Origin of the sequence: Ruegeria marina (assembly GCF_900101475.1) — a bacterium.
Lineage (GTDB): Bacteria > Pseudomonadota > Alphaproteobacteria > Rhodobacterales > Rhodobacteraceae > Ruegeria_B > Ruegeria_B marina.
This window is the reverse complement of sequence record NZ_FMZV01000026.1, coordinates 26363-44614: the sequence shown is the minus strand read 5'-3', so window position 1 is coordinate 44614 and position 18252 is coordinate 26363. Positions and strand designations below refer to the sequence as shown.

The following is an 18252-nucleotide window of genomic DNA, read 5'->3' as shown; positions in this document are numbered from 1 at the left end:
ACCAAGCAGCTGCCGCTTAAACTTAAACAGAAACCGAACCAGAGCCTCCGTTACGAAACGGCCTGCGAAGTCCGAAAAACCCTGACGACGGACATCTTAGTGTAAAGGCGGTCGCGAACTGTGCGGCGCTAATTTTTTTCGGAACGAAACTGATTTGGCTCTCCTGCGATAATGTATGGGCTTTAGGGACAATCCGGTACTTCGAAGCGCTGGATTGTGCTAAGCGAATGCACCAAGATTATCGTCCCAGTTAACAAACGCCCACGCAAGACTTTACGCGACTATTTGACGATATCGCCCGGCCCGCCGCGGCAGAGCCAAACGGCTTTGCTCAGCTTACGATATGTTCAACGACGCGATTCGAGCATAGCATGAGTGCCAGGCGACGGCGTCAATCTCGGACAAGGTGCGAGTGCGCAAGCCGTCAAGCACAGCCATAAAAGGGCAAGAATAGGCATGGAGTCTCCTGTGTGATTCTCCCCCTTATCGCTCTAGCATTCGTCTTCCGAGACCTCGAACGCGATCGAGGACCAAAGAAATGCATTTCAGCACGCCCATATGCCTGAAACTGCTAGGAAACCCTGATGGCGAAAGTGGCTCGGAGCTGACCTGCGGAGACTCACCGCGCGTCGACCCGGTGACTTTGGTTCCCGCAGACGGTCGCCAGCGTCGACTTCTGCGCCCTAACTCCGATGACCTCGACGCTCCGCAATCCGCCCTTCAAAGCTGATCCGACTGTGACCTTGCTGCACTCTGCCTGACCGGCTGCCCTGACTAAGTTATTGCTAGTGCCAAGCCGCTCCCTGCCCTAAGGGCAGCAGTCGGTGCCCGGAGACCGAGTCAGTCGCTCAATGTCCGCTCTAGCCTTCAGTCGATAACAACTTCGCAATTGCGGAAAAGGTTGGACTCACATCGACACCGATGAGGCGGGAATGCCTAGTCGCTAATAAACGCACGAGGCTTCGTTCAGAAATCGTGAAACGATTATCATATTGAAGTCATGAAGCTTTATTGACCCGAGAACGAATCGTTGCACGGCAATTGAAACGATTAGCTGAATGGTGGATTCACGCTCCGCATCGCCAACTCGTTACCCGAAATCGACCTATGGTGCTTCGTCGACAACCCCGGCATCTTCCAACTGCTCCCTGTCGGGCAGGTCATGCAGACTCTCCAACCCGAACGCGACAAGGAACTGCTCCGTGGTGACGAAGGTATAGGGAGCGCCGCGCCGCGGCGACCTTGGCCCGGTCCCGATCAGGTCGCGCGCATGCAGTCGGCCTATCAGGTCGCGGCTGATTTCCTTGCCGAAGATGTCCTTGAGCCCGTCGCGCGTGATCGGCTGGTGGTAAGCGATGGCGGCCAGGACCGCGACGTCGAATTCGCTCAGGTCCAGCAATTGGTCCCCGATATCTGCCGCTGCGCGGATCGCGGGCGCGTAAGCGGCGCGCGTGCGGAACATCCAGCCGCCGGCGACTTGTGCGATCTCGAAGGCCCGCCCCTCCAGATCGGCGGCAAGGTCCTCGACCAGCAGATCGACCGACACCCCCTGCCCCACCACGCGCGCCAGGTCCTCGCGCGGGACCGGCGAGGCCGAAGCAAACAGCACCGCTTCGATCCGGCGCATCCATTCCCGCCACCGCAACTCGGGCGGCAGGTCGGCTAGCTCGCGATCCAATTCAGGGTCAGAGCGATCCTTCGCCATCGCTACACCCCGTAAAGCCGGAAGATGTCGCGCCCGGTCAGCTCGCGCACTGCGCCGAGGTCGACCAGCCGGTCGCAGAGCCGCCGCGCGGCGCGATCCGGCAGGGGTAGCGCCGAGGGAGCAACAGCATCGCGGGTCAGGAACATCTCGACAGCGTCGCACGCGCCCTTGGCTCGGAGTTTCGGAGCGACCGCTTTCAGGTGCGCGGCCCGCCGAGCGAGATCTGCTGAAAGATGCACGGCCTCAGCCACCGAAGAAACAATCGCGCGATGACAGGCCAAGCGAAGGTCATCGCCGCGCTTGCGCAGGTCGGCGCGTTTCAGGCCCGCGGCGAGTAGCGGCATCAGATGATCCCAACCAAGTGCTTGGGCGATGGCCGCATCCGCCAGGATCAGCGCTGTTACTTCCGCACGCGGCGCCTCGCGCAGCACGGCCTCCAGCACCATCGCGGCACGGCCGACCGGCCCACCCTGCCCCGTATCGAACCATGTAGCAATCTGGCCCGGCTCAACGTTCGGCAGGGCTCGGCCCAGAGCCTTGACCGACACCGGCTTTTCCACAGCGCGCTGCCAGGCCAGGTAGGTTTCCCCCGCCGGGCCGGGCAGATCGTCGGGGCGCAGAAGATGTACGGCGTCGCGCAACTCCCCTGCCCTCTCTGGGCGCCCAGAGAACGCGATACAAGCCTCGGCCGCGCGCAGCGCAAGCCTGTCTCGCAACAAGGTTTGGGGAACGTCCTCGCGGCTCAGCACTACATGCAGATGGCTCAGCGCGGCGCCCGACAGAAAGGCCACAGTTTCAAGGGTTTCCACACGCCCGGAGGTGACCCACGCGGGCATTCGGGGTATCGTGTCGAGGTCGCTCATGTGATCGGGCCGGGCAAATGTCATGCCGGAAGCCTACATCGTCGCGGCGCTTTCTGCCAGCAAATAGCGTATAAACCGCCTAGCCTTGCTGTTCTCGATTATGTCCAATAAGTTTGCCTTATCGGACACAACAAGATATGCTGGGAAGCAGTCCAATTTCATAGCCGGATTCAGTGGAAAGATGCCCTCAGAGACTGAGAAATCGACGTCAGCGCCCTCTGGTGGGTTGGATGATGCTCGCGTCGACGAGAGAGATCAAGAGGAAAGCGAGGGCATTGCTTTGCCCTCCCATGTCGCTGGCTCCGGCACGCTTGATCGACTGGTGGACACCGCCCGAGACTACGCACGTGCCGCGGCCTCAGAGAACACGCTGAAAGCGTATGCCAAGGATTGGGCGCATTTTGCGCGCTGGTGCCGGATGAAGGGCGCGGAGGCGCTACCTCCGTCGCCGGAGATGATCGGTCTCTACCTCGCGGATCTTGCGTCCGGGTCAGGCCCCTCCCCTACCCTTTCGGTCAGCACCATAGACCGGCGCCTGTCGGGTCTCGCCTGGAACTACGCGCAGCGGGGATTCACCCTCGACCGCAAGAACCGGCACATCGCCACGGTGCTGGCGGGGATCAAGCGAAAACACGCGCGACCGTCGGTTCAGAAGGAAGCGATCCTGGCCGAGGATATCGTCGCGATGGTCGCCACCCTTCCTTTCGACCTGCGCGGGTTGAGGGATCGGGCGATCCTGCTGCTTGGATACGCCGGAGGCTTGCGCCGCTCGGAAATCGTAAGCCTCGATGTACATAAAGATGACACGCCAGATTCCGGCGGATGGATTGAGATCATGGAGAAAGGCGCCCTCCTGACCCTCAACGCCAAGACCGGTTGGCGTGAAGTCGAGATCGGCCGCGGCTCCAAGGATCAGACCTGCCCCGTGCATGCGCTGGAGCAATGGCTGCACTTCGCGAAGATCGACTTCGGTCCGGTCTTCGTCGGCACCTCGCGCGATGGTAAGAAGGCATCCGAAACGAGGCTCAACGACAAGCATGTCGCGCGGCTGATCAAGCGCACGGTTCTGGATGGCGGTATCCGATCCGAATTGCCCGAGAAAGAGCGCCTGGCACTGTTCTCAGGTCACTCGCTGCGTGCCGGCCTCGCCAGTTCGGCGGAAGTCGACGAACGCTACGTGCAAAAGCAACTGGGACACGCCTCAGCCGAGATGACCCGTCGCTACCAGCGCCGACGCGACCGGTTCCGCGTGAACCTGACCAAAGCCGCCGGACTCTGACCCCCTGCCCCATCATGCTGCCTGCCCGCCGAGCCTGCCATAGAAGCTGCGCTCAAGGTGCAGCTCCCCTGCCCCGGCCTTTTCGACCATGCCGCGCAGATAGCCGCCCGGCGAGGACACTTCGCCCGCGCAATGCTTCTCGAAGACGAGCGCGAGCGCCGCTGTCGCCACCTGTTTGCCCAGCCGGTCCTGTGCCACGTTCCAGGCATGTTCAGAAATGCCGATCATCGGCCTGAGTTGACCAGCGACCCGGTGCAGATCGCCCCAATCCTTCAGGAACCCGCCCATATTGCGCGCCCAAGACGCAAATTCAGGGCAAGCCTGCATGATCGTAGGCAGATCCAGCGCTGCGCGCTTCTTGCGCACTTCGGCGACCCATTCTTCCAGCTCCCTATCAACTTGATCTTCGGGCTGAGCATTGGGCACCGCCGCCGCGACTTCCTCATTTTCTGAGGAATTACTAGTTACAGGATCAAGTTGGTTTGTAATTAGTATATGAGGGTCAGAAATGACCTCCCTGGGGTTCATTTCTTGAGTCTTCTTAGTAACTTGTTCCTTGGCTTCCCGCGTGTTTTCCACAGGTTGCACAACCTCAGTTGCCTTGAGATACGCAGCTTCGACGCGCTCCTGAAGCTCCTTGAACCAGGTTAGCAGCCGCACAAGCTGTTCTGAGGCTTCGTGATGGCGAGGAAGCCGGTCCAGAAGCTCCTCGTAAAGGCCTGTGAATTGCGTCCAAGGGCCGCGCAGCGCGCTGCTGACGGCCGCCTCAATCCGAGCGCGGATCATACGGCGTGCAACCGTGATCTGGCGCTTCAGGCGCTGACAGAGCTCGCGCTCGGCCTGCAAATCGGCATGAAGCTCCTCGAACTCCTCGACACGCGCCGACAGCGGCGACAAATCAAAGCCATAGGCCTCGACAATGCGCCCCTCGGCGTCCCTGCGGCCCCACCGCTTGCCGTTCGGGCTGTCCTGGAAGGAGATCACGCCAATCTCGGCCAGGCGCCGGGCATGGCGCTTGAGCGCGGAGAGCGAGAACCCCGTCTGCTCCATCAGATAGGCGTTCGACGCCCAGACGATCGGACGCTGCCCCTCCTCCCAGTCTTGGGCCTGCGTAAAGGCCCCGAGCGTGTCGAGAAGCATCATGTCTCCGGCCTTGAGGCCAATGTAGGCCCCCACCCGCTTCACAGCCACGAAGGCCCGTGTTTTGGGTACAGCCACCTGTTCACCGGCTTGGGCAAGCTGCTCTGCAATGCCAAGACCCGGTGTCGGCTTGCGCCAACCTGTATGTTTCATGCCTGTTTCTCACCTCCAGTTACGCAGAGGCAAAAGAAAGCCGTTCGCCGAAGTGGCGTTCTTGTTGACAGTGATTCGCGGGAGAGATATCTTCTAAGCGACCAAACTTCTCAGATTAGCTCTCAGGCCACGCTGCTTGGGGGCTTTTCTTTTGCCTAGATCATTGTTCTGACTGCTCCTCTTTCGTCGCGAGGAATTCGCTGTACAGCTGATCAAGCCGACCCGAGAGAAAGTCCCCGAACTCGGTTGAATCTTGTGCCGTAAGCGAAATGCTGAATGCCTTTCCGGACCGACCGATGACACCCTTGATGCGGCCTTTGCCAGCGGTCCAGGTCCGTTTCTTGGGCGCGGCACGCGTTTTTTGGCGCTTCGGCACCCTACCCGCTTCTGCCAGCTTGCTGTGCAGGAGCTCAAAGCGAGCATCACTATCGAGGTTCTGAAACCCGTCAAACTCCAAAGCTCCCTTGAGGATCTTGTCATTCGATGGTTCCGAAGCCAACTTCTTAAAGTCTTCCCAGCGATCACGCCCAATCTGCTTGGCCGGCCCAATCTGTTCGATGACGTGTCGAGGGACGTTCTGCGCCACTGACAGCATCCGTGAAAGCAACGTCCCATCGATGGTAAGTGCGGACTGAATCACGTCCTTCGCTTGCCCCATATCCAAGAGGCTCTTCGCAAATAGGGCCTTCTCAATAAAAGAAAGATCTGCACGCGCAGTGTTTTCCTGCCCTTGAGCAAGAATGTGGGCCACATCGTCCATTGGTTTTACAACCGCGCGAACCTTACGGCCTAGCGCCGATGCAACTCGCACACGGCGATGCCCGAAGACGATCATATAGCGGCCATCCGCTTCCGGATGCGGTCGAAGCAATACCGGTGTGTCCTGACGACCCGCTGCGATCGATGCTTTCAGTTCGTCGAAAGCAACATCGTCATCACTAAGCCGATCCGAAACGAATGACACATCGATCAATTGCGGATCGATCTCGACAATGGTTTCGCCTTCAAGGAGACGTTTCGAGTTCTCTGCAAGGCTATCAATCGAAACCTTCATCGATTTCGAAGCACCGCGCATTGCATATCCAGAGCGACCGGAATCCTTGGGCTGCTCCGGCGAGCCGGCCATGACGCTCTTCAGGAGGTCTTTGCGAGCCATCAAGCCATCTCCTTTTCGTCAGAATCCAACCTACGCGCTGCGCGCGTTTCGACAGTTGCACGGCTGTCAAAACTGGCTCTCTGCACGGCTGTCAAAACCTTACTCATTCACGCCCCCAAGCCTTGTGGATCAGTTCGGCGATTTCGTCGTTCACGTCATTCAAAGATGTCACTGCACGGTCGTAAGTAGTCCGCACGAACTGAGACCGTTCAACTTCGTAAAGCGTCTGCTTGGTAATCCCAGCGTCGGAGATCGCCGTAGACTTCAGCACAGGAGCTGACAGCATCTGATTTGGGAACATCGCCTGGAGGAACCCAACCATCTGCTTTTGGGGACCGTCCGTTGGTTCAAATCGCGTTACTAGGTAACGGAACCACTTCAAGCGCATGTTCGCTCCAGCGTCACGGATCGTCTTCATGATCCCGCCCAGCATCAGGAGAAACTGGCTCATCGACATGACGTCCAGCATCTGAGGATGGACCGTCACAATGACTGAGGAAGAAGCCGTGAGAGCAGTGAGCGTGAGGTAGCCCAGTTGAGGAGGGCAATCGATCACAACAACGTCATAGCGGTCATCAACCTCGCTAAGCGCCTTCGATATGCGAGTGAAGAAGGTACGGCCTTCGTGGGGATCGCTGCTCGTCAAAGCAACCGGGGTATCGTATTCGTACTCTTGAAGCTCGAGACTTGCCGGAACGATATCTAGGTTGGGAAAGTTTGTTGGCCGGATCACCTCTGAGATCGGCTTACGCTCGTCATCGTACCGAAGTGTCTCGTAGAGCGAAGGCACGTCGTCGAGTTCAGGCTGAATGCCGTGCAAAGCTGTAAGCGAGGCTTGAGGGTCCAAGTCGATCGCAAGAACTCGATGCCCTTTCAACGCCAAGTGCTGCGCAAGGTGGGCGGCGGTAGTGGTCTTTCCGGAACCCCCTTTGAAGTTCACGACGGACACGACGTGTAGTTCTTCGCCAGGCTGCCGATAGGGGACATAACGGCGTTTTCCGGGGCGGCCATGCTTGTCGAGATAAGCTCTCAGTTCCAGCATCTGCTCGGCCGAGTAGCTGCGCCTCCCGGACGACGATGTCTCAGGTTCAGGACCTTTGCCTTCGAGATGAAGCTTCTTGATGGTCGACTGCGTGACGCCGAGATAGTAGGCAACCTCGGCCAATGAAAACTGACGTAGACCTTTTTGGGCGTCCGGAGGATACTGTTCCTGCCGCAACATATTGAGACGGTCGGAAATCAACTCTCCTTGCTGTAGGATGATCTCGTCGAAGGGTTGATCCTTCGTATCAGCCGCAAAAGACCGTTCTCGCATCCGCCTGCCCTCTAAATATCGCTTTTTCAGCGATTTCGCTCACTAAAGTGTCATCTACACGGAAAACTGAGTCTTAACAACGATTTTCGCCCGGCGGCTAGATCTTACCCAATCTACCGGCGTTCCTAGATGTCTCGACAAGGTGTAGCGATCGAAGAATGTAGCTACCCAATATCTAGGGCAAACTGTCTCTGGCTCGGATGTGCAGTCAACTTTAGTCCTGCGCCCGACGCATCTTAACTATTTGTTTTTCTTTTATTTTTCCACTCTGCACGGCTGTCAAAATGAAAGATACTCGAAGCCTCAGAACGCTAGGGGAGCCACGAACCCGTCTCCTCCGAAAGGGATTGCGTCATCATCACCTTGCGCCAATTCAGTGATCAGTTGCTTCCACCAAGCGCACTAACCCCTGGCTCCAAGATGCGGGGAATGCGTGTCAGCGCGAAGGGAAACAGAGGAAATCGGCTGGGTTGCCCCAGCCGATTCTTTACGTTACGCGGCGTCTTTCGGGCCCCAGGGGATGACGGCCTGCAGGGACAGATCTTCCTGGTTCGCGGCCTTGCCGAGGTTGGCGCTGAAGCCGTGGTCGCGGATGGTCAGCGTGTAGTAGTCGGCACCGGTCTCCTTGTTCTGCTTCTTCCAGATGCCGCCGCACTCGACCAGCTTGCCGCGCGGGGAGCGGCCGAGGACGCGGTGCGTGGGGGCCATCGGGTTCGCGCTCGCGACAGGTTCGACCGTGATGTCGAGGTCGAAGGTCAGGGTCGAGATGGAGCCTGTGCCCTTGGCGGTTTCGATGTCGGCGCTGGTGAATTTGATGCAGTTCGTGGTCATTGCTCTTCTCCTTGTTTGCGTTGCAATGATGGTCACCTTGCAGCTGGCCAAGGCCCGGCCACACCGAAGGCGAAGCGCAGCGGAGAGGGGCAGGCGCCGGTCTTTTTGGCGCGCGAGGAATGGCCCGCAGGGACAGGGGAAAAAGATCGGCGACATCCTTTGTGGACGGGACGACAGCTGCGACCAGCATGTCATGCAACTCAGACAAAAGGAGAAGAGCGGTGGCCACGAAGGAAACTGAAGGAACAGCCGAGGGAAATACCGGGCGACAACCTAGGTTCGTACCGCGCGTTTGAATTTGGGCATCCGAGATCTCGTAGCGATCGAGACCGACCCATGGCCATCATCCCTAGATAGCTCAGTACGCGGCGATTGTAGTTGGCCTTCTGAGCGCTCATTGCATAGAAATTAGGAAGGATCTATCGGCGGCCAGCATGCAAAACAAGGTGCGCGCTAACCCGTACATATATCGTGTGCTAGCGACATTGGAACCACAAAAGTCTTGACTCACTTGTTATCCGGCATCATATAGATTCCCGGAGGCTTTGGAACGGTAACGTTGCATTGCCTTTTTTTATGCGCCCTCGTCAGGCCTGATCACGCGGCCTAAGATCCTTGATCTCCTTGATCCCCCAGACAATATCCCCGCCTTCGGTTACGTGCTTGTATCTCATGCGCTTAACGATCTCGAAGAGCGAAGCGAGTTCCGGTCGTGCACTCCTCGGCATTCGGTTCAGTCGCAGACCCCAACTGATGATGTAGGCCACCAAGTCAGCGAGTTGAACGAGGGACGTGAGATCTGAGTGCACGAACATTGGCTCCGGCACAATAAGCCGTGATCTTGTCCGACCGTTCTTAGTCTTCAGAAAGTAGCGCGATATCTGTCCGAGAAGGACATGGCTAGCGGTCTTGTCCAGCTCATCAAACACGAGGAAGCCCATCGGATCGCTCGGGGTTTGATTAAGAAAGTGGTAGTAGCGCTCGAGGAAGAACGCATAGTCCTTCCGCATCTCGTCGCCATTCGGAGGCCGAGGTGCTGACTGCGGGACCATTGTGGCGAAAATCTTGCCACCGTGTCGCCGGGTCAGGTCCAGGACGAATTCGCAGTAACTGATTTTTGCTTGGGCCAATGCTGTAAGCCGCGCCCGGGACACGGCAGTCCCGTCCTCCAAAATCTCCTTCGCGAGGCGCATCCGCTCGCCATTGTCGATTAGGTCCATCTGCCCGGCGTGCTTGAAGGTCTTCTTCTTCAGAAGCTCCTTGGCTTTCGCCTCATAACCGTAGGCTTCGAATAGCCGCATGCCAAAAAAGTGCTGCTGTGCGTCCGATATCTGACAGATCAGGGGCCAGATCTGTCTGTCCTCGATCGCGACCCCGGCTAACACCTCGTAGGGAGATTCCCGCTGATCCTGCCCGGATTCGTCGACGAAAAGTGTCCAGCTCATACTAAATTCCTTGTTTTTCGGAATTAGAGCGCTTTTCGTAGCCTCTTGCAACAAGAGCCGACCGATCAAATTCACACCGAAGTCATACACTTATGAGCATATGACGCAACCATCAGCGACCAGGCTGAAGCCTCGGGTACGGAGGAACTTAGCAGCGCTTCAGCCCTGCCGCTATTGACCGTTGATGCTCGAAAGGCCGCCTCGTCCCACACGACAAACCATCTCCGAAACTCAATCCTTTGGCGACAACGTGCTGATCAAAAGAAAATCGGGGCCTAAGCCCCGATCCTCTTGATGCGGATCCCGAGCTTGCGGGCCTTGTCGACGATGTTCTCGGTGATACCCGAACCGGGAGTGGCGATCAGACCCTGCGGCATCGTCTCAAGCATCTTGTCGTTGCGCTTGAAGGGGGCGGCCTTCCCGTGGCTTTTCCAGTCGGGTTTGAAGACCACCTGGGTGACGCCACGGGTATCTGCCCAACGAGCGGCGATCATCTCGGCACCCTTGGGCGTGCCGCCATGCAGGAGCACCATGTCGGGGTATTTCGTGTGGGTGGCATCGAGGACGGACCAGATCAGATCGTAGGCCTGGTAGTCCCCGCCCGAAAAGGCGATCCGCGTGCCTTCAGGGCAGTGCACCTCGGTCTCCTTACGTCGTTTGGCCGAGAGATAGGCCCGGCTGTCCACGACGGCGGAGGTCAAGCCGCGATGCGAGACTTTGGATCCGGTGCGTGGCAGCCAGGGAGACCCGGTGGCAGCCGAGAAGTGGCCCACGGCCAGATCGCGCATCTGCTCGAAGGCGTCGCGGTGGTCCCAGAGTTTGAGCCCGATCATCCGGAGGCGCTCAAGCTCGACCGAAGCGACCTCGGAGCCGTCCTGGATGGCCAGACTTTCCCGGACCTCGAATTCGTTGTCATCGAGGAGCTTCTGGATATGGGTAAGCCTGCGATGGAAGATCGAGGTGAGGGACCAGAGCATCTCTTCGAGATTGTCTTCCAACTGGCTGCCGGTGAGGAGGCCGATAGTGGTGTCAAAGAGCGTCGCCATGGCGAGCTCGACCTCGTCGGGCTGGGGCAGGGGGCGATGATCGGTCTCGCCGGGCCCGGGCGTTGCGCCGTGAAGTGCCAGGTGGTCGAGGATGGCGGAGGTCACGCCGGTCTCTTCTTGGATGTCTGTCTGATGGGGCATTGTCTGGTTCCTCTGTTTGATCTGACCCGATTTGGATGGGGCGATAAAAGGACCGGCGGCGACCGGGCCGCATCCGTCAGGATCGGAGCGCAGCGGAGAATGCGCCGCGGGCCGGAAAATTGGCCCCGCGAGGAATGGCCCAAAGGGGCAGGGGAATTTTCTGGTGCGGGGGGCATTGCTGCCCGGGCGAGGGGCACTCAGCCCCGACCCGCGGGTCCATCGCACCCCTTTTCCAAACGGGATCAGATCGAACCCGCGGAACCTTTGCCCGTTCGGACTTCGCTGAGGAAGTTGGCGGTCACCCGTCCTCGATCTCCAGACCTTGTGCTTTCATGGCCTTGAGCAGGGACCGGCGCAGCGCATCTCTGCCAAGTGCCCGCAGATCGTCGTTGAAATCGCCCATGCTCGGCACGAAGTCACCACAGGCAATTCCAAGCGATTCCAGTTTGTTACGCAGTATCTTTGATGCGTTGCGTCCGGCTTCGTCATTGTCCCGCGCGATCCAGATGCGCTTGATCCCCGGTGGCGGGATGAAGAGGCTGAGATGGGTAGCGGTGAGACAGGAGGCGAGATCGAACTCGGGGAGAGCAGTGCCGGCAGAGAGGGTGTTCTCGAGCCCTTCGCCGACGATGAGATCGCTGCGAGGTGAGCCGGACCAGAAGCGGATGGCATGGCCGTGCAGCTGTCCGAGGATCCGCTTCGGGCTCTCGATCGCAGCCAAACCGCCGGTGGACGGATCGAGATAGAGCCGCGCGCAGCCGGTGATCTGGCCCCGATTGTCGGTGATCTTTGCCAAAAGGGCAGGGGTCCTTTGCGGCGGATCGGCGTCGTCCTGGCCTTGCTGCAGAAAAACCCGAGGGTGATAACGGAGGGCAGGTCCAAGTCGTGTGATCCCGCGCCCCTGCAGATAGGTGGCGGCCAGGGTGCCAAGAACCGGCTTGCCGGCGGCGAAAAGTTTGCGCGCCCGCGCGATGCGTTTGCAGGAGGCAGCATCCGGGCGCTCCGCCTTTCGGGGTTCAAGAGGTACGGTGGGGCAGGAGGCTTCGCCGAGAAAGGACCGGGCTTCCCTCAGCGTCTCTTTGAGTGTGACCGATCCAAGCCGTTCATGCAGCAGGTCGATCAGATCGCCATATTCACCCGTCGCGTAGTCGGTCCAGGACCCGGCCTTGCGCCCGTCCTGCGCCTGCAGTCGGATCGCGAGACTCTGCCCCTTGGCGCCAGAGGTATCGCCGACCTGCCAATAGTTGCCCTGTTTGCGCCCCTCGGGGAAATACCGGCGGCAGAAACTCTCGGCGCGGTCTGAGAGGTCGACCGAGAGGTCTGCGATGCTGCGCCGCGCGCTCATGCGGCGGCATCCGCGGCGCTGGCGCCAACCGGGTGTTCGGTGAGTACCCGCGCCAGCACGTCGATGCCATCCACCGGGATGAACACACGCGTCTTCCACTGAATCACCTCGGTGAAGCATCCCAAAGCCTTCAGAGAGGGCAGGACCGCGCCCCATGCACCGATGAGCTCGAGCCTCGGCTGTCCCATGACCAGCGACCGGCGCAGTTGGTAACCGCCAAGCAGGTTCAGGGTCGTCCTCGCATCCATGACCGCTGCGACGACCTCCTGCGGCGTCATCTCGATCTGGCAGTCGAGGCCGAGCCGCGCATAGACATTGAGAAGCTGTTCCTGGCTGACCAAGCGGCCGATGGCGCGCTCGCCGTCCTCGGTCTGCAGGCGATAGATGCGCATGTTGTCGGCGGGCAGCCGGTCCCAGATCGGCAGAAGGAGACCGCAGATCAGCGTAATCCTCGACGTGGTGAACTCCGGCACCGCCTCGACCTCGGCCTGCCAGAGATGCTCGAACATCGCATCATCGATCTCTTCCCAGTGTGATTTCGAGAACTCGGAAAGCGCGAGGATCTCGGTGGTCATGGGTCGCAACAGTTTCACCCGCAGGATCGGCACACCATCCTCGTCCATGAAGGCCGGCGCATTCACCATCAGCGCCGCGCGTTTGGAAGTCTTGTTCCAGCAGAGCGTGGCGCCTTCCGTGTTTGCGCAGATCGCTCTAACCCGGGGCAGGGTGAGCGGATCGTTGCGATCGGTGCGCTCCACGGTCAGGGCGGTGGCCGTCGCCCCCGTCGCCTCATGCTCAAAAATGACCTTGCGATCGACGATCTCGAACTTCTCGGCGCGCAGGGTTTCGAGGCCGACATCGAGCGTACCCGCTTGGCGCGCATCTTCGATGATGGCCGAGAGGAACCCGCCAAAGGCCTCGAAAATCACGTCCTGCATGTCGATCCGGAGCGCGAGGCAGCGGTTCAGGAACTGCTGGATCGGCGGCAGGTTTTCTTTCATGGTGCCATCCGCCTCATCGAGCGTCAGCCCGGTCATCTCCTGAAACTTCGCGTAGGAGCAAGCCGCGATATTGCCCGCGCGCAGCTTGTAGAAGAACTGCCGCAGAGCTGCGCGCGCGTAGGTACTCTCGAGGTTGTCCTCAGCACGAAACATGTTCTGCCCGCCGGTCTCCCGCTGGCCCTTGGTGATGGCCCCGAGCGTGTCGAGGCGGCGCGCGATGGTGGAGAGAAACCGCTTCTCGCCCTTCACGTCTGTGGCGACGGGTCGAAAGAGCGGCGGCTGCGCCTGATTGGTTCGGTTGGTCCGCCCCAGCCCCTGGATCGCATTGTCGGCCTTCCAGCCGGGCTCAAGCAGGTAATGCACCCGCAGACGCTGATTCTTTGCCCCAAGATCGGCGTGATAGCTGCGCCCGGTGCCACCGGCATCGGAGAATATCAGGATGCGCTTGGTATCATCCATGAAGGCTTGGGTTTCGCCGAGGTTGGAGGAGGCGGGGCGGTTCTCGACCTTGAGCCGCCCCTCGCGCGTCTTCACGATGCGCCGCTTGCGCCCCGTGACCTCGGCAACAGCATCTCCGCCGAAATGCCAAAGGATCTGGTCGAGCGCGCCCTGCACCGGGGCGAGGGCACCAAGATGCTCGATCAGATCATCCCGCCGCCGCTCCGCCTCGCGGCAGATGATCGGATTGCCGTCTCCATCAAGGGCAGGGCGAGAGCGGAGGTCACCATTTTCGTCGGTGTAGGGCTCAAAGAGCTGCGTCGGGAAGCTGTGCATCAGGTAGTCCATGATGTTCTCACGCGGCGTAAAATCGACCTGCAAATCATCCCAATCCGAGGGCGGGATCTCTTCGAGGCGACGCTCCATCACCGCTTCGCTGGTCGAGACCACTTGAATGACGGCCGAGTGCCCCGCTGCCAGGTCCGCCTCGATCGAACGGATCAGCGAGGGGCATTTCATGGCGGTGATGAGATGGTTGAAGAAGCGCTGCTTGTTGCTCTCGAAGGCAGACCGCGCGGCGGATTTCGCCTGGGGGTTCAGCGTGCCAGTCTCGGAGGTGACGCCCGAGGCCTGAAGGGCGGCCTCGAGGTTATTGTGGATGATCTGATACGCATCAGCATAGCTGTCGTAGATCGCGATCTGGGCAGGCGTCAGCTCATGGACCAGCATCTCGTATTCGACCCCGGCATAGGAAAGCGAGCGCGCGAGATAGAGCCCGAGCGCCTTCAGGTCGCGCGAGATCATCTCCATGGCGGCAATACCCCCGGCCTCCATCGCGGCGACAAACTCGGCCCGCGTCACGAAGGGGAAATCCCCGGTGCCCCAAAGGCCGAGGCGCGAGGCATAGGCGAGATTGCCGACGACTGTCGCGCCAGTGGCCGAGACGTAGAGCACGCGCGCATCGGGCACGGCGTTCTGCAGCGCGAGGCCGGCGAGGCCCTGCTGGGACGCCTTTTTGTCGCCGCGGTCGGACTTTTCGCCGGTGGCGTTCGCCATGGCGTGGCTTTCGTCGAAGGCAATAACCCCGTCGAACCCTTCCCCGAGCCAGGCCGTCACCTGATCGAGGCGGGAGGCTTTCCCCTGGCGCTCAGTGGAGCGCAGCGTGGCATAGGTGACAAAGAGGATGCCCTCGGGCAGGCGGATTTCGCTGCCCTGGCGGAATTTTGAGAGCGGCACGATATCGCTTTCACGGCCACCGAGCGCCATCCAGTCGCGGCGGGCATCCTCGATGAGCTTGTCGCTTTTTGAGACCCAGACCGCGCGGCGGCGCCCGTTCAGCCAATTGTCGAGAATGATGCCAGCGACCTGCCGCCCCTTGCCGCAACCGGTGCCATCGCCCAGAAACCAGCCCTTGCGCAGGCGAAAGGCATCTTCGTCGCTCTCGGCCGCTGCCATCAGCTTGCCTTCGATCTCGCCGCGCTTGAACCAGCCCTTCAGGTGCGTCTTATGGGCATTGCCTGCATAGATGACGCTTTCGAGCTGCGGCGCGGAGAGAAGGCCATCCGCGACGAGGCTCTTCGGAAGGATGGGACGATAGGTCGGCACGGGCGGCGAGACCGAGGCCATGGCCGCGGATTGGACAAGCGCTGTCGGATGTTCCGCCCCGCCGTCTATATGGATCGCCTGCAGATCATAGGCCTCGTAGACCGTGTCCTGCAGCGTGCCGTCGGGTTCGCTCCAGGTTTTCGGCAGATAGTCGAGCGGGGCCGTCTCGATGTCGTCAAAGGGATGTTTCGCGCGTTCCTCGGCGAGAGCGCGGGTTTCCTTACGGGCGGCATTGCGCAGGGCGTGCAGGTTCGTTCGGGTCGGGCGGGACGGAACCGACAGGGCTGAACTGGTAGGGCAGGGCGGAAGGCTGCGGCGCTCCGGGCAGTGGGCCAGAACTGACGCAAGGAGATCGGCGGTGGTAGCGCAGATAGGATGATAGGCGGCCTCTATGTCGACCGGCGCGGTCGCTTCATCGCCAGCCACGCGCTTGTCGATCACCGTGAGCCGCGTGTCGATCGCAGTGCCATGCCGCGTGAAGACCTTGCCGTCGATCGCGGCGGAAAACACCACGTCGGCGCTTTGGCCAATCCGTTGAAACGTCGACTGGAAGGATTTCGTGGAGGGGCCGAAGCTCTCGCCAGTGATGACGACAAGACGCCCACCGGGTGCGAGTCGCGCCAGGGCGGAAAGCACATGTTGGCTGGTTGCCTGCCGGAACCGGCCCTCGACATGGTTCGCAGCAGAGAAGGGCGGGTTCATAACGATGACAGAGGGCGTGATCGACCGATCCAGCCGGTCGTCGATCGAGGCGGCATCGTGATCAGACAGGACCGCCTCCGGAAACAGATGTCCCAGCAAGGCGCGGCGGGTTTCAGCGAGTTCATTCAGCGCCAGCCGCGCGCCTGCAATCCGGGCGAAGATCGCCAGCATGCCGGTGCCGGCCGAGGGCTCGAGCACCAGGTCGTCATCTCGAAACCCCACCGCCTGCGCGACGATGGCTGCGAGCGGCAGAGGGGTCGAAAACTGTTGCAGACGGACACTGTCTTCGGAGCGCCGTGTGTGGGACGGTGCCAGACCGGCGAGGCGTTTGATCATGGTGAGGAAAGCCTGCGGAGAGGCTGCCCGGCGCTGCATCAGCGCGCCGTAGCGCGCGAGTATCAATATCTGAGCCACCTCGGCGGCCTCGTAGGCATCCTTCCAGACCCAGGCACCGCTGGCGTCGCTGGCACCGAAAGCTTCTTCCATCGCGGCGCGCAGGGCAGCGGCGTCGATGGACCTGCCCGTCTCGAACATGGGGGCGAGGGTTCTCGCAGCCTGGATTATGTTGTGGGCGAAGCGCGAGGCCGTGAGGCGGGCAGGGGGCTCGGCCTCTTGCGCAATAGGGACGGAATAGGTGTGAGCGTTCATCGGCAATCTCCGGGGTTGAGGGTTGGCCCCAAGCCCCGCGCGCAATCTCTCACCCGGGAGGGGTCACCCCTCCCACCCTTTCTCTCGCTCTTTCATGGCTCGTGAATAAGACAATTGCCAACCCCAACCACCTCAAGCGCCAACATCTCAATCTATGGTGTCGGCCAACACTGCGGATAATATGGGCTTTGGCCGCATATGTACTCACGGTAGGTTTGAACGCTTCGAGACCGCTGCGAACAATTCCTCAGGCGAGGTACTGCGATCGGCAGTCGGCTGCGCTTCACACCAAAGGCCAGTTTGGGCGGATTCCTGAACTTCGCTGCGAATTGCACCGGAGTTTGCTGTGCGGCCCAAGCTGACCGGAGGCAGGAAATTCCCTATCTCCAAGGAATACACCCAGAGTGCGCGTCAACGCTCAAAACGAACCAAGTAAATTAGCTTTCCTGCCTGTAAAAGACCTACTGGACGATCTGAGACCACTCGTAGCACTTCGTTCTAAAGCCATGCAGTGAGCTTGAATATTGTGGGAAACGGCTGCAATCGACCGCAAAATAGAAAGACTTCTCACGAGCAAACTTTCGGTACACTGAGTACAAGTCTTGGTATTCACCCCAAATTGAAAGTTCAAAGAGGGGGGTCGGGTGAAGCCATTCGCTAATCTCTTCACCACACTCAAGAATCTGCAATCTGCTCTCACCTTCACAACTTAGGAATCCAAGAAACGCTTCTTCCTCGGCTGCTGTTAACACGAACATCGTTATCATTCCTGCGCCAGCCCCTAGCTCCTCCCCATTAATCGGAGCGAATATATCAACAACCAAAAGATTGAATTCCTTGGTTTTATCTAGACTTGCAATCGAAGCGTTCAATCCCGGAATGTCATTGGATAAATCAATTTCTCCATTGCCTTCTCCATTTAAGATTTTCGCAGGCGACAGCGCGAGAGAATAACTCAGATCCTCTTGCCGCCGAAATCGATAAGTGACTTTCTCCAGCCCCCGGATTTCTTTAGGGCGAGTATCAGCCCCATTGGCTTTCAGCTCGGGGAAATATATGGAGAAGGTAAACTCTCTACCTAGATCCTCTCTCTGCTCGGCAGATAGGGTTCGTGTGTAGGACTCGATGCATCCTGACAGCAAAGTGGTGATCACAAGCCCAATCCGAAGCCACCTCATAGCATCTCCCCCAATTGAGTTCCCCGCGCATAGTTGAAGCGCCACTTTGTTCCAAGGCAATGATCTGGGTCAATTCGTTCAGATGATTCAATCTGGGTTCGAACGCGTTACGTCCACATTGGGCTGAGGGTGTGTGAAAACTGGGCGACGCGATCTCTCTCGTCGAGCTCGCTCCTGCAACTCTTCGGAATTTCCGCTCAGCTTGACGAGAAAGCGCAGATATCTCGGGATTTTGACCCGACGCGCCAGACCGCGGGAGTT

The 18252-nt window shown here is 59.7% G+C and carries 12 protein-coding genes; 1 reads left to right on the top strand and 11 read right to left on the bottom strand.

Going from position 1 to position 18252, the window contains the following annotated elements; genetic code table 11:
* Positions 1 to 1105: 1105 nt before the first annotated feature.
* Both scpB and BLT75_RS22605 read right to left on the bottom strand, forming a co-directional pair.
* Complete coding sequence (gene scpB, locus BLT75_RS22610) at positions 1106 to 1705, bottom strand: SMC-Scp complex subunit ScpB (protein ID WP_093037653.1); 600 nt, start codon at positions 1703 to 1705, stop codon at positions 1106 to 1108.
* Between the two features lie 2 nt (positions 1706 to 1707).
* Positions 1708 to 2592, bottom strand: a complete 885-nt coding sequence (locus BLT75_RS22605; RefSeq protein WP_093037650.1) for a DUF1403 family protein — start codon at positions 2590 to 2592, stop codon at positions 1708 to 1710.
* A gap of 157 nt (positions 2593 to 2749) precedes the next feature.
* Between BLT75_RS22605 and BLT75_RS22600 the strand changes: the two genes are divergently transcribed.
* Positions 2750 to 3847 carry a tyrosine-type recombinase/integrase gene (locus BLT75_RS22600; RefSeq protein ID WP_093037648.1) on the top strand — a complete coding sequence of 366 codons (1098 nt, stop codon included), beginning with the start codon at positions 2750 to 2752 and terminating at the stop codon, positions 3845 to 3847.
* Positions 3848 to 3859: 12 nt separating this feature from the next.
* Here BLT75_RS22600 and repC read toward each other — a convergent pair whose 3' ends face one another.
* The 9 genes from repC to BLT75_RS22550 form a co-directional block, all read right to left on the bottom strand.
* On the bottom strand, positions 3860 to 5140 hold the full coding sequence (gene repC / locus BLT75_RS22595) for a plasmid replication protein RepC (protein WP_093037645.1): 1281 nt from the start codon (positions 5138 to 5140) through the stop codon (positions 3860 to 3862).
* A gap of 160 nt (positions 5141 to 5300) precedes the next feature.
* A complete protein-coding gene (gene repB / locus BLT75_RS22590; protein WP_093037642.1) occupies positions 5301 to 6296 on the bottom strand; it encodes a plasmid partitioning protein RepB in 996 nt (331 codons plus the stop codon).
* A gap of 103 nt (positions 6297 to 6399) precedes the next feature.
* Positions 6400 to 7611, bottom strand: coding sequence for a plasmid partitioning protein RepA (gene repA, locus BLT75_RS22585; RefSeq protein WP_009574268.1), 1212 nt, complete (start codon positions 7609 to 7611; stop codon positions 6400 to 6402).
* Between the two features lie 492 nt (positions 7612 to 8103).
* Positions 8104 to 8442, bottom strand: a complete 339-nt coding sequence (locus BLT75_RS22580) for a DUF736 domain-containing protein (protein ID WP_093037639.1) — start codon at positions 8440 to 8442, stop codon at positions 8104 to 8106.
* A 587-nt stretch (positions 8443 to 9029) separates the two neighbouring features.
* The gene (locus BLT75_RS22570) at positions 9030 to 9887 is read right to left on the bottom strand and encodes a DUF3800 domain-containing protein (RefSeq protein ID WP_093037633.1); all 858 of its coding nucleotides are present in this window, start codon (positions 9885 to 9887) and stop codon (positions 9030 to 9032) included.
* A gap of 275 nt (positions 9888 to 10162) precedes the next feature.
* Positions 10163 to 11074, bottom strand: a complete 912-nt coding sequence (locus tag BLT75_RS22565) for a DUF2493 domain-containing protein (RefSeq protein WP_093037630.1) — start codon at positions 11072 to 11074, stop codon at positions 10163 to 10165.
* Positions 11075 to 11372: 298 nt separating this feature from the next.
* The gene (locus BLT75_RS22560; protein ID WP_093037627.1) at positions 11373 to 12419 is read right to left on the bottom strand and encodes a DUF7146 domain-containing protein; all 1047 of its coding nucleotides are present in this window, start codon (positions 12417 to 12419) and stop codon (positions 11373 to 11375) included.
* The gene (locus tag BLT75_RS22555) at positions 12416 to 16813 is read right to left on the bottom strand and encodes a strawberry notch-like NTP hydrolase domain-containing protein (RefSeq protein ID WP_093037625.1); all 4398 of its coding nucleotides are present in this window, start codon (positions 16811 to 16813) and stop codon (positions 12416 to 12418) included. Before BLT75_RS22555 ends, BLT75_RS22560 begins: the two co-directional genes overlap by 4 nt.
* Positions 16814 to 17274: 461 nt before the next feature.
* Entirely contained in the window at positions 17275 to 17967 is a 693-nt protein-coding gene (locus BLT75_RS22550; RefSeq protein ID WP_143028642.1) for a hypothetical protein, read from the bottom strand.
* Positions 17968 to 18252: the final 285 nt, after the last annotated feature.

Bases quoted from the DNA above. Each gene is read 5' to 3' on its own strand.
- scpB (WP_093037653.1), bottom strand. From the start codon at position 1,705: ATGGCGAAGGATCGCTCTGACCCTGAATTGGATCGCGAGCTAGCCGAC.
- BLT75_RS22605 (WP_093037650.1), bottom strand. From the start codon at position 2,592: ATGACATTTGCCCGGCCCGATCACATGAGCGACCTCGACACGATACCC.
- BLT75_RS22600 (WP_093037648.1), top strand. From the start codon at position 2,750: ATGCCCTCAGAGACTGAGAAATCGACGTCAGCGCCCTCTGGTGGGTTG.
- repC (WP_093037645.1), bottom strand. From the start codon at position 5,140: ATGAAACATACAGGTTGGCGCAAGCCGACACCGGGTCTTGGCATTGCA.
- repB (WP_093037642.1), bottom strand. From the start codon at position 6,296: ATGGCTCGCAAAGACCTCCTGAAGAGCGTCATGGCCGGCTCGCCGGAG.
- repA (WP_009574268.1), bottom strand. From the start codon at position 7,611: ATGCGAGAACGGTCTTTTGCGGCTGATACGAAGGATCAACCCTTCGAC.
- BLT75_RS22580 (WP_093037639.1), bottom strand. From the start codon at position 8,442: ATGACCACGAACTGCATCAAATTCACCAGCGCCGACATCGAAACCGCC.
- BLT75_RS22570 (WP_093037633.1), bottom strand. From the start codon at position 9,887: ATGAGCTGGACACTTTTCGTCGACGAATCCGGGCAGGATCAGCGGGAA.
- BLT75_RS22565 (WP_093037630.1), bottom strand. From the start codon at position 11,074: ATGCCCCATCAGACAGACATCCAAGAAGAGACCGGCGTGACCTCCGCC.
- BLT75_RS22560 (WP_093037627.1), bottom strand. From the start codon at position 12,419: ATGAGCGCGCGGCGCAGCATCGCAGACCTCTCGGTCGACCTCTCAGAC.
- BLT75_RS22555 (WP_093037625.1), bottom strand. From the start codon at position 16,813: ATGAACGCTCACACCTATTCCGTCCCTATTGCGCAAGAGGCCGAGCCC.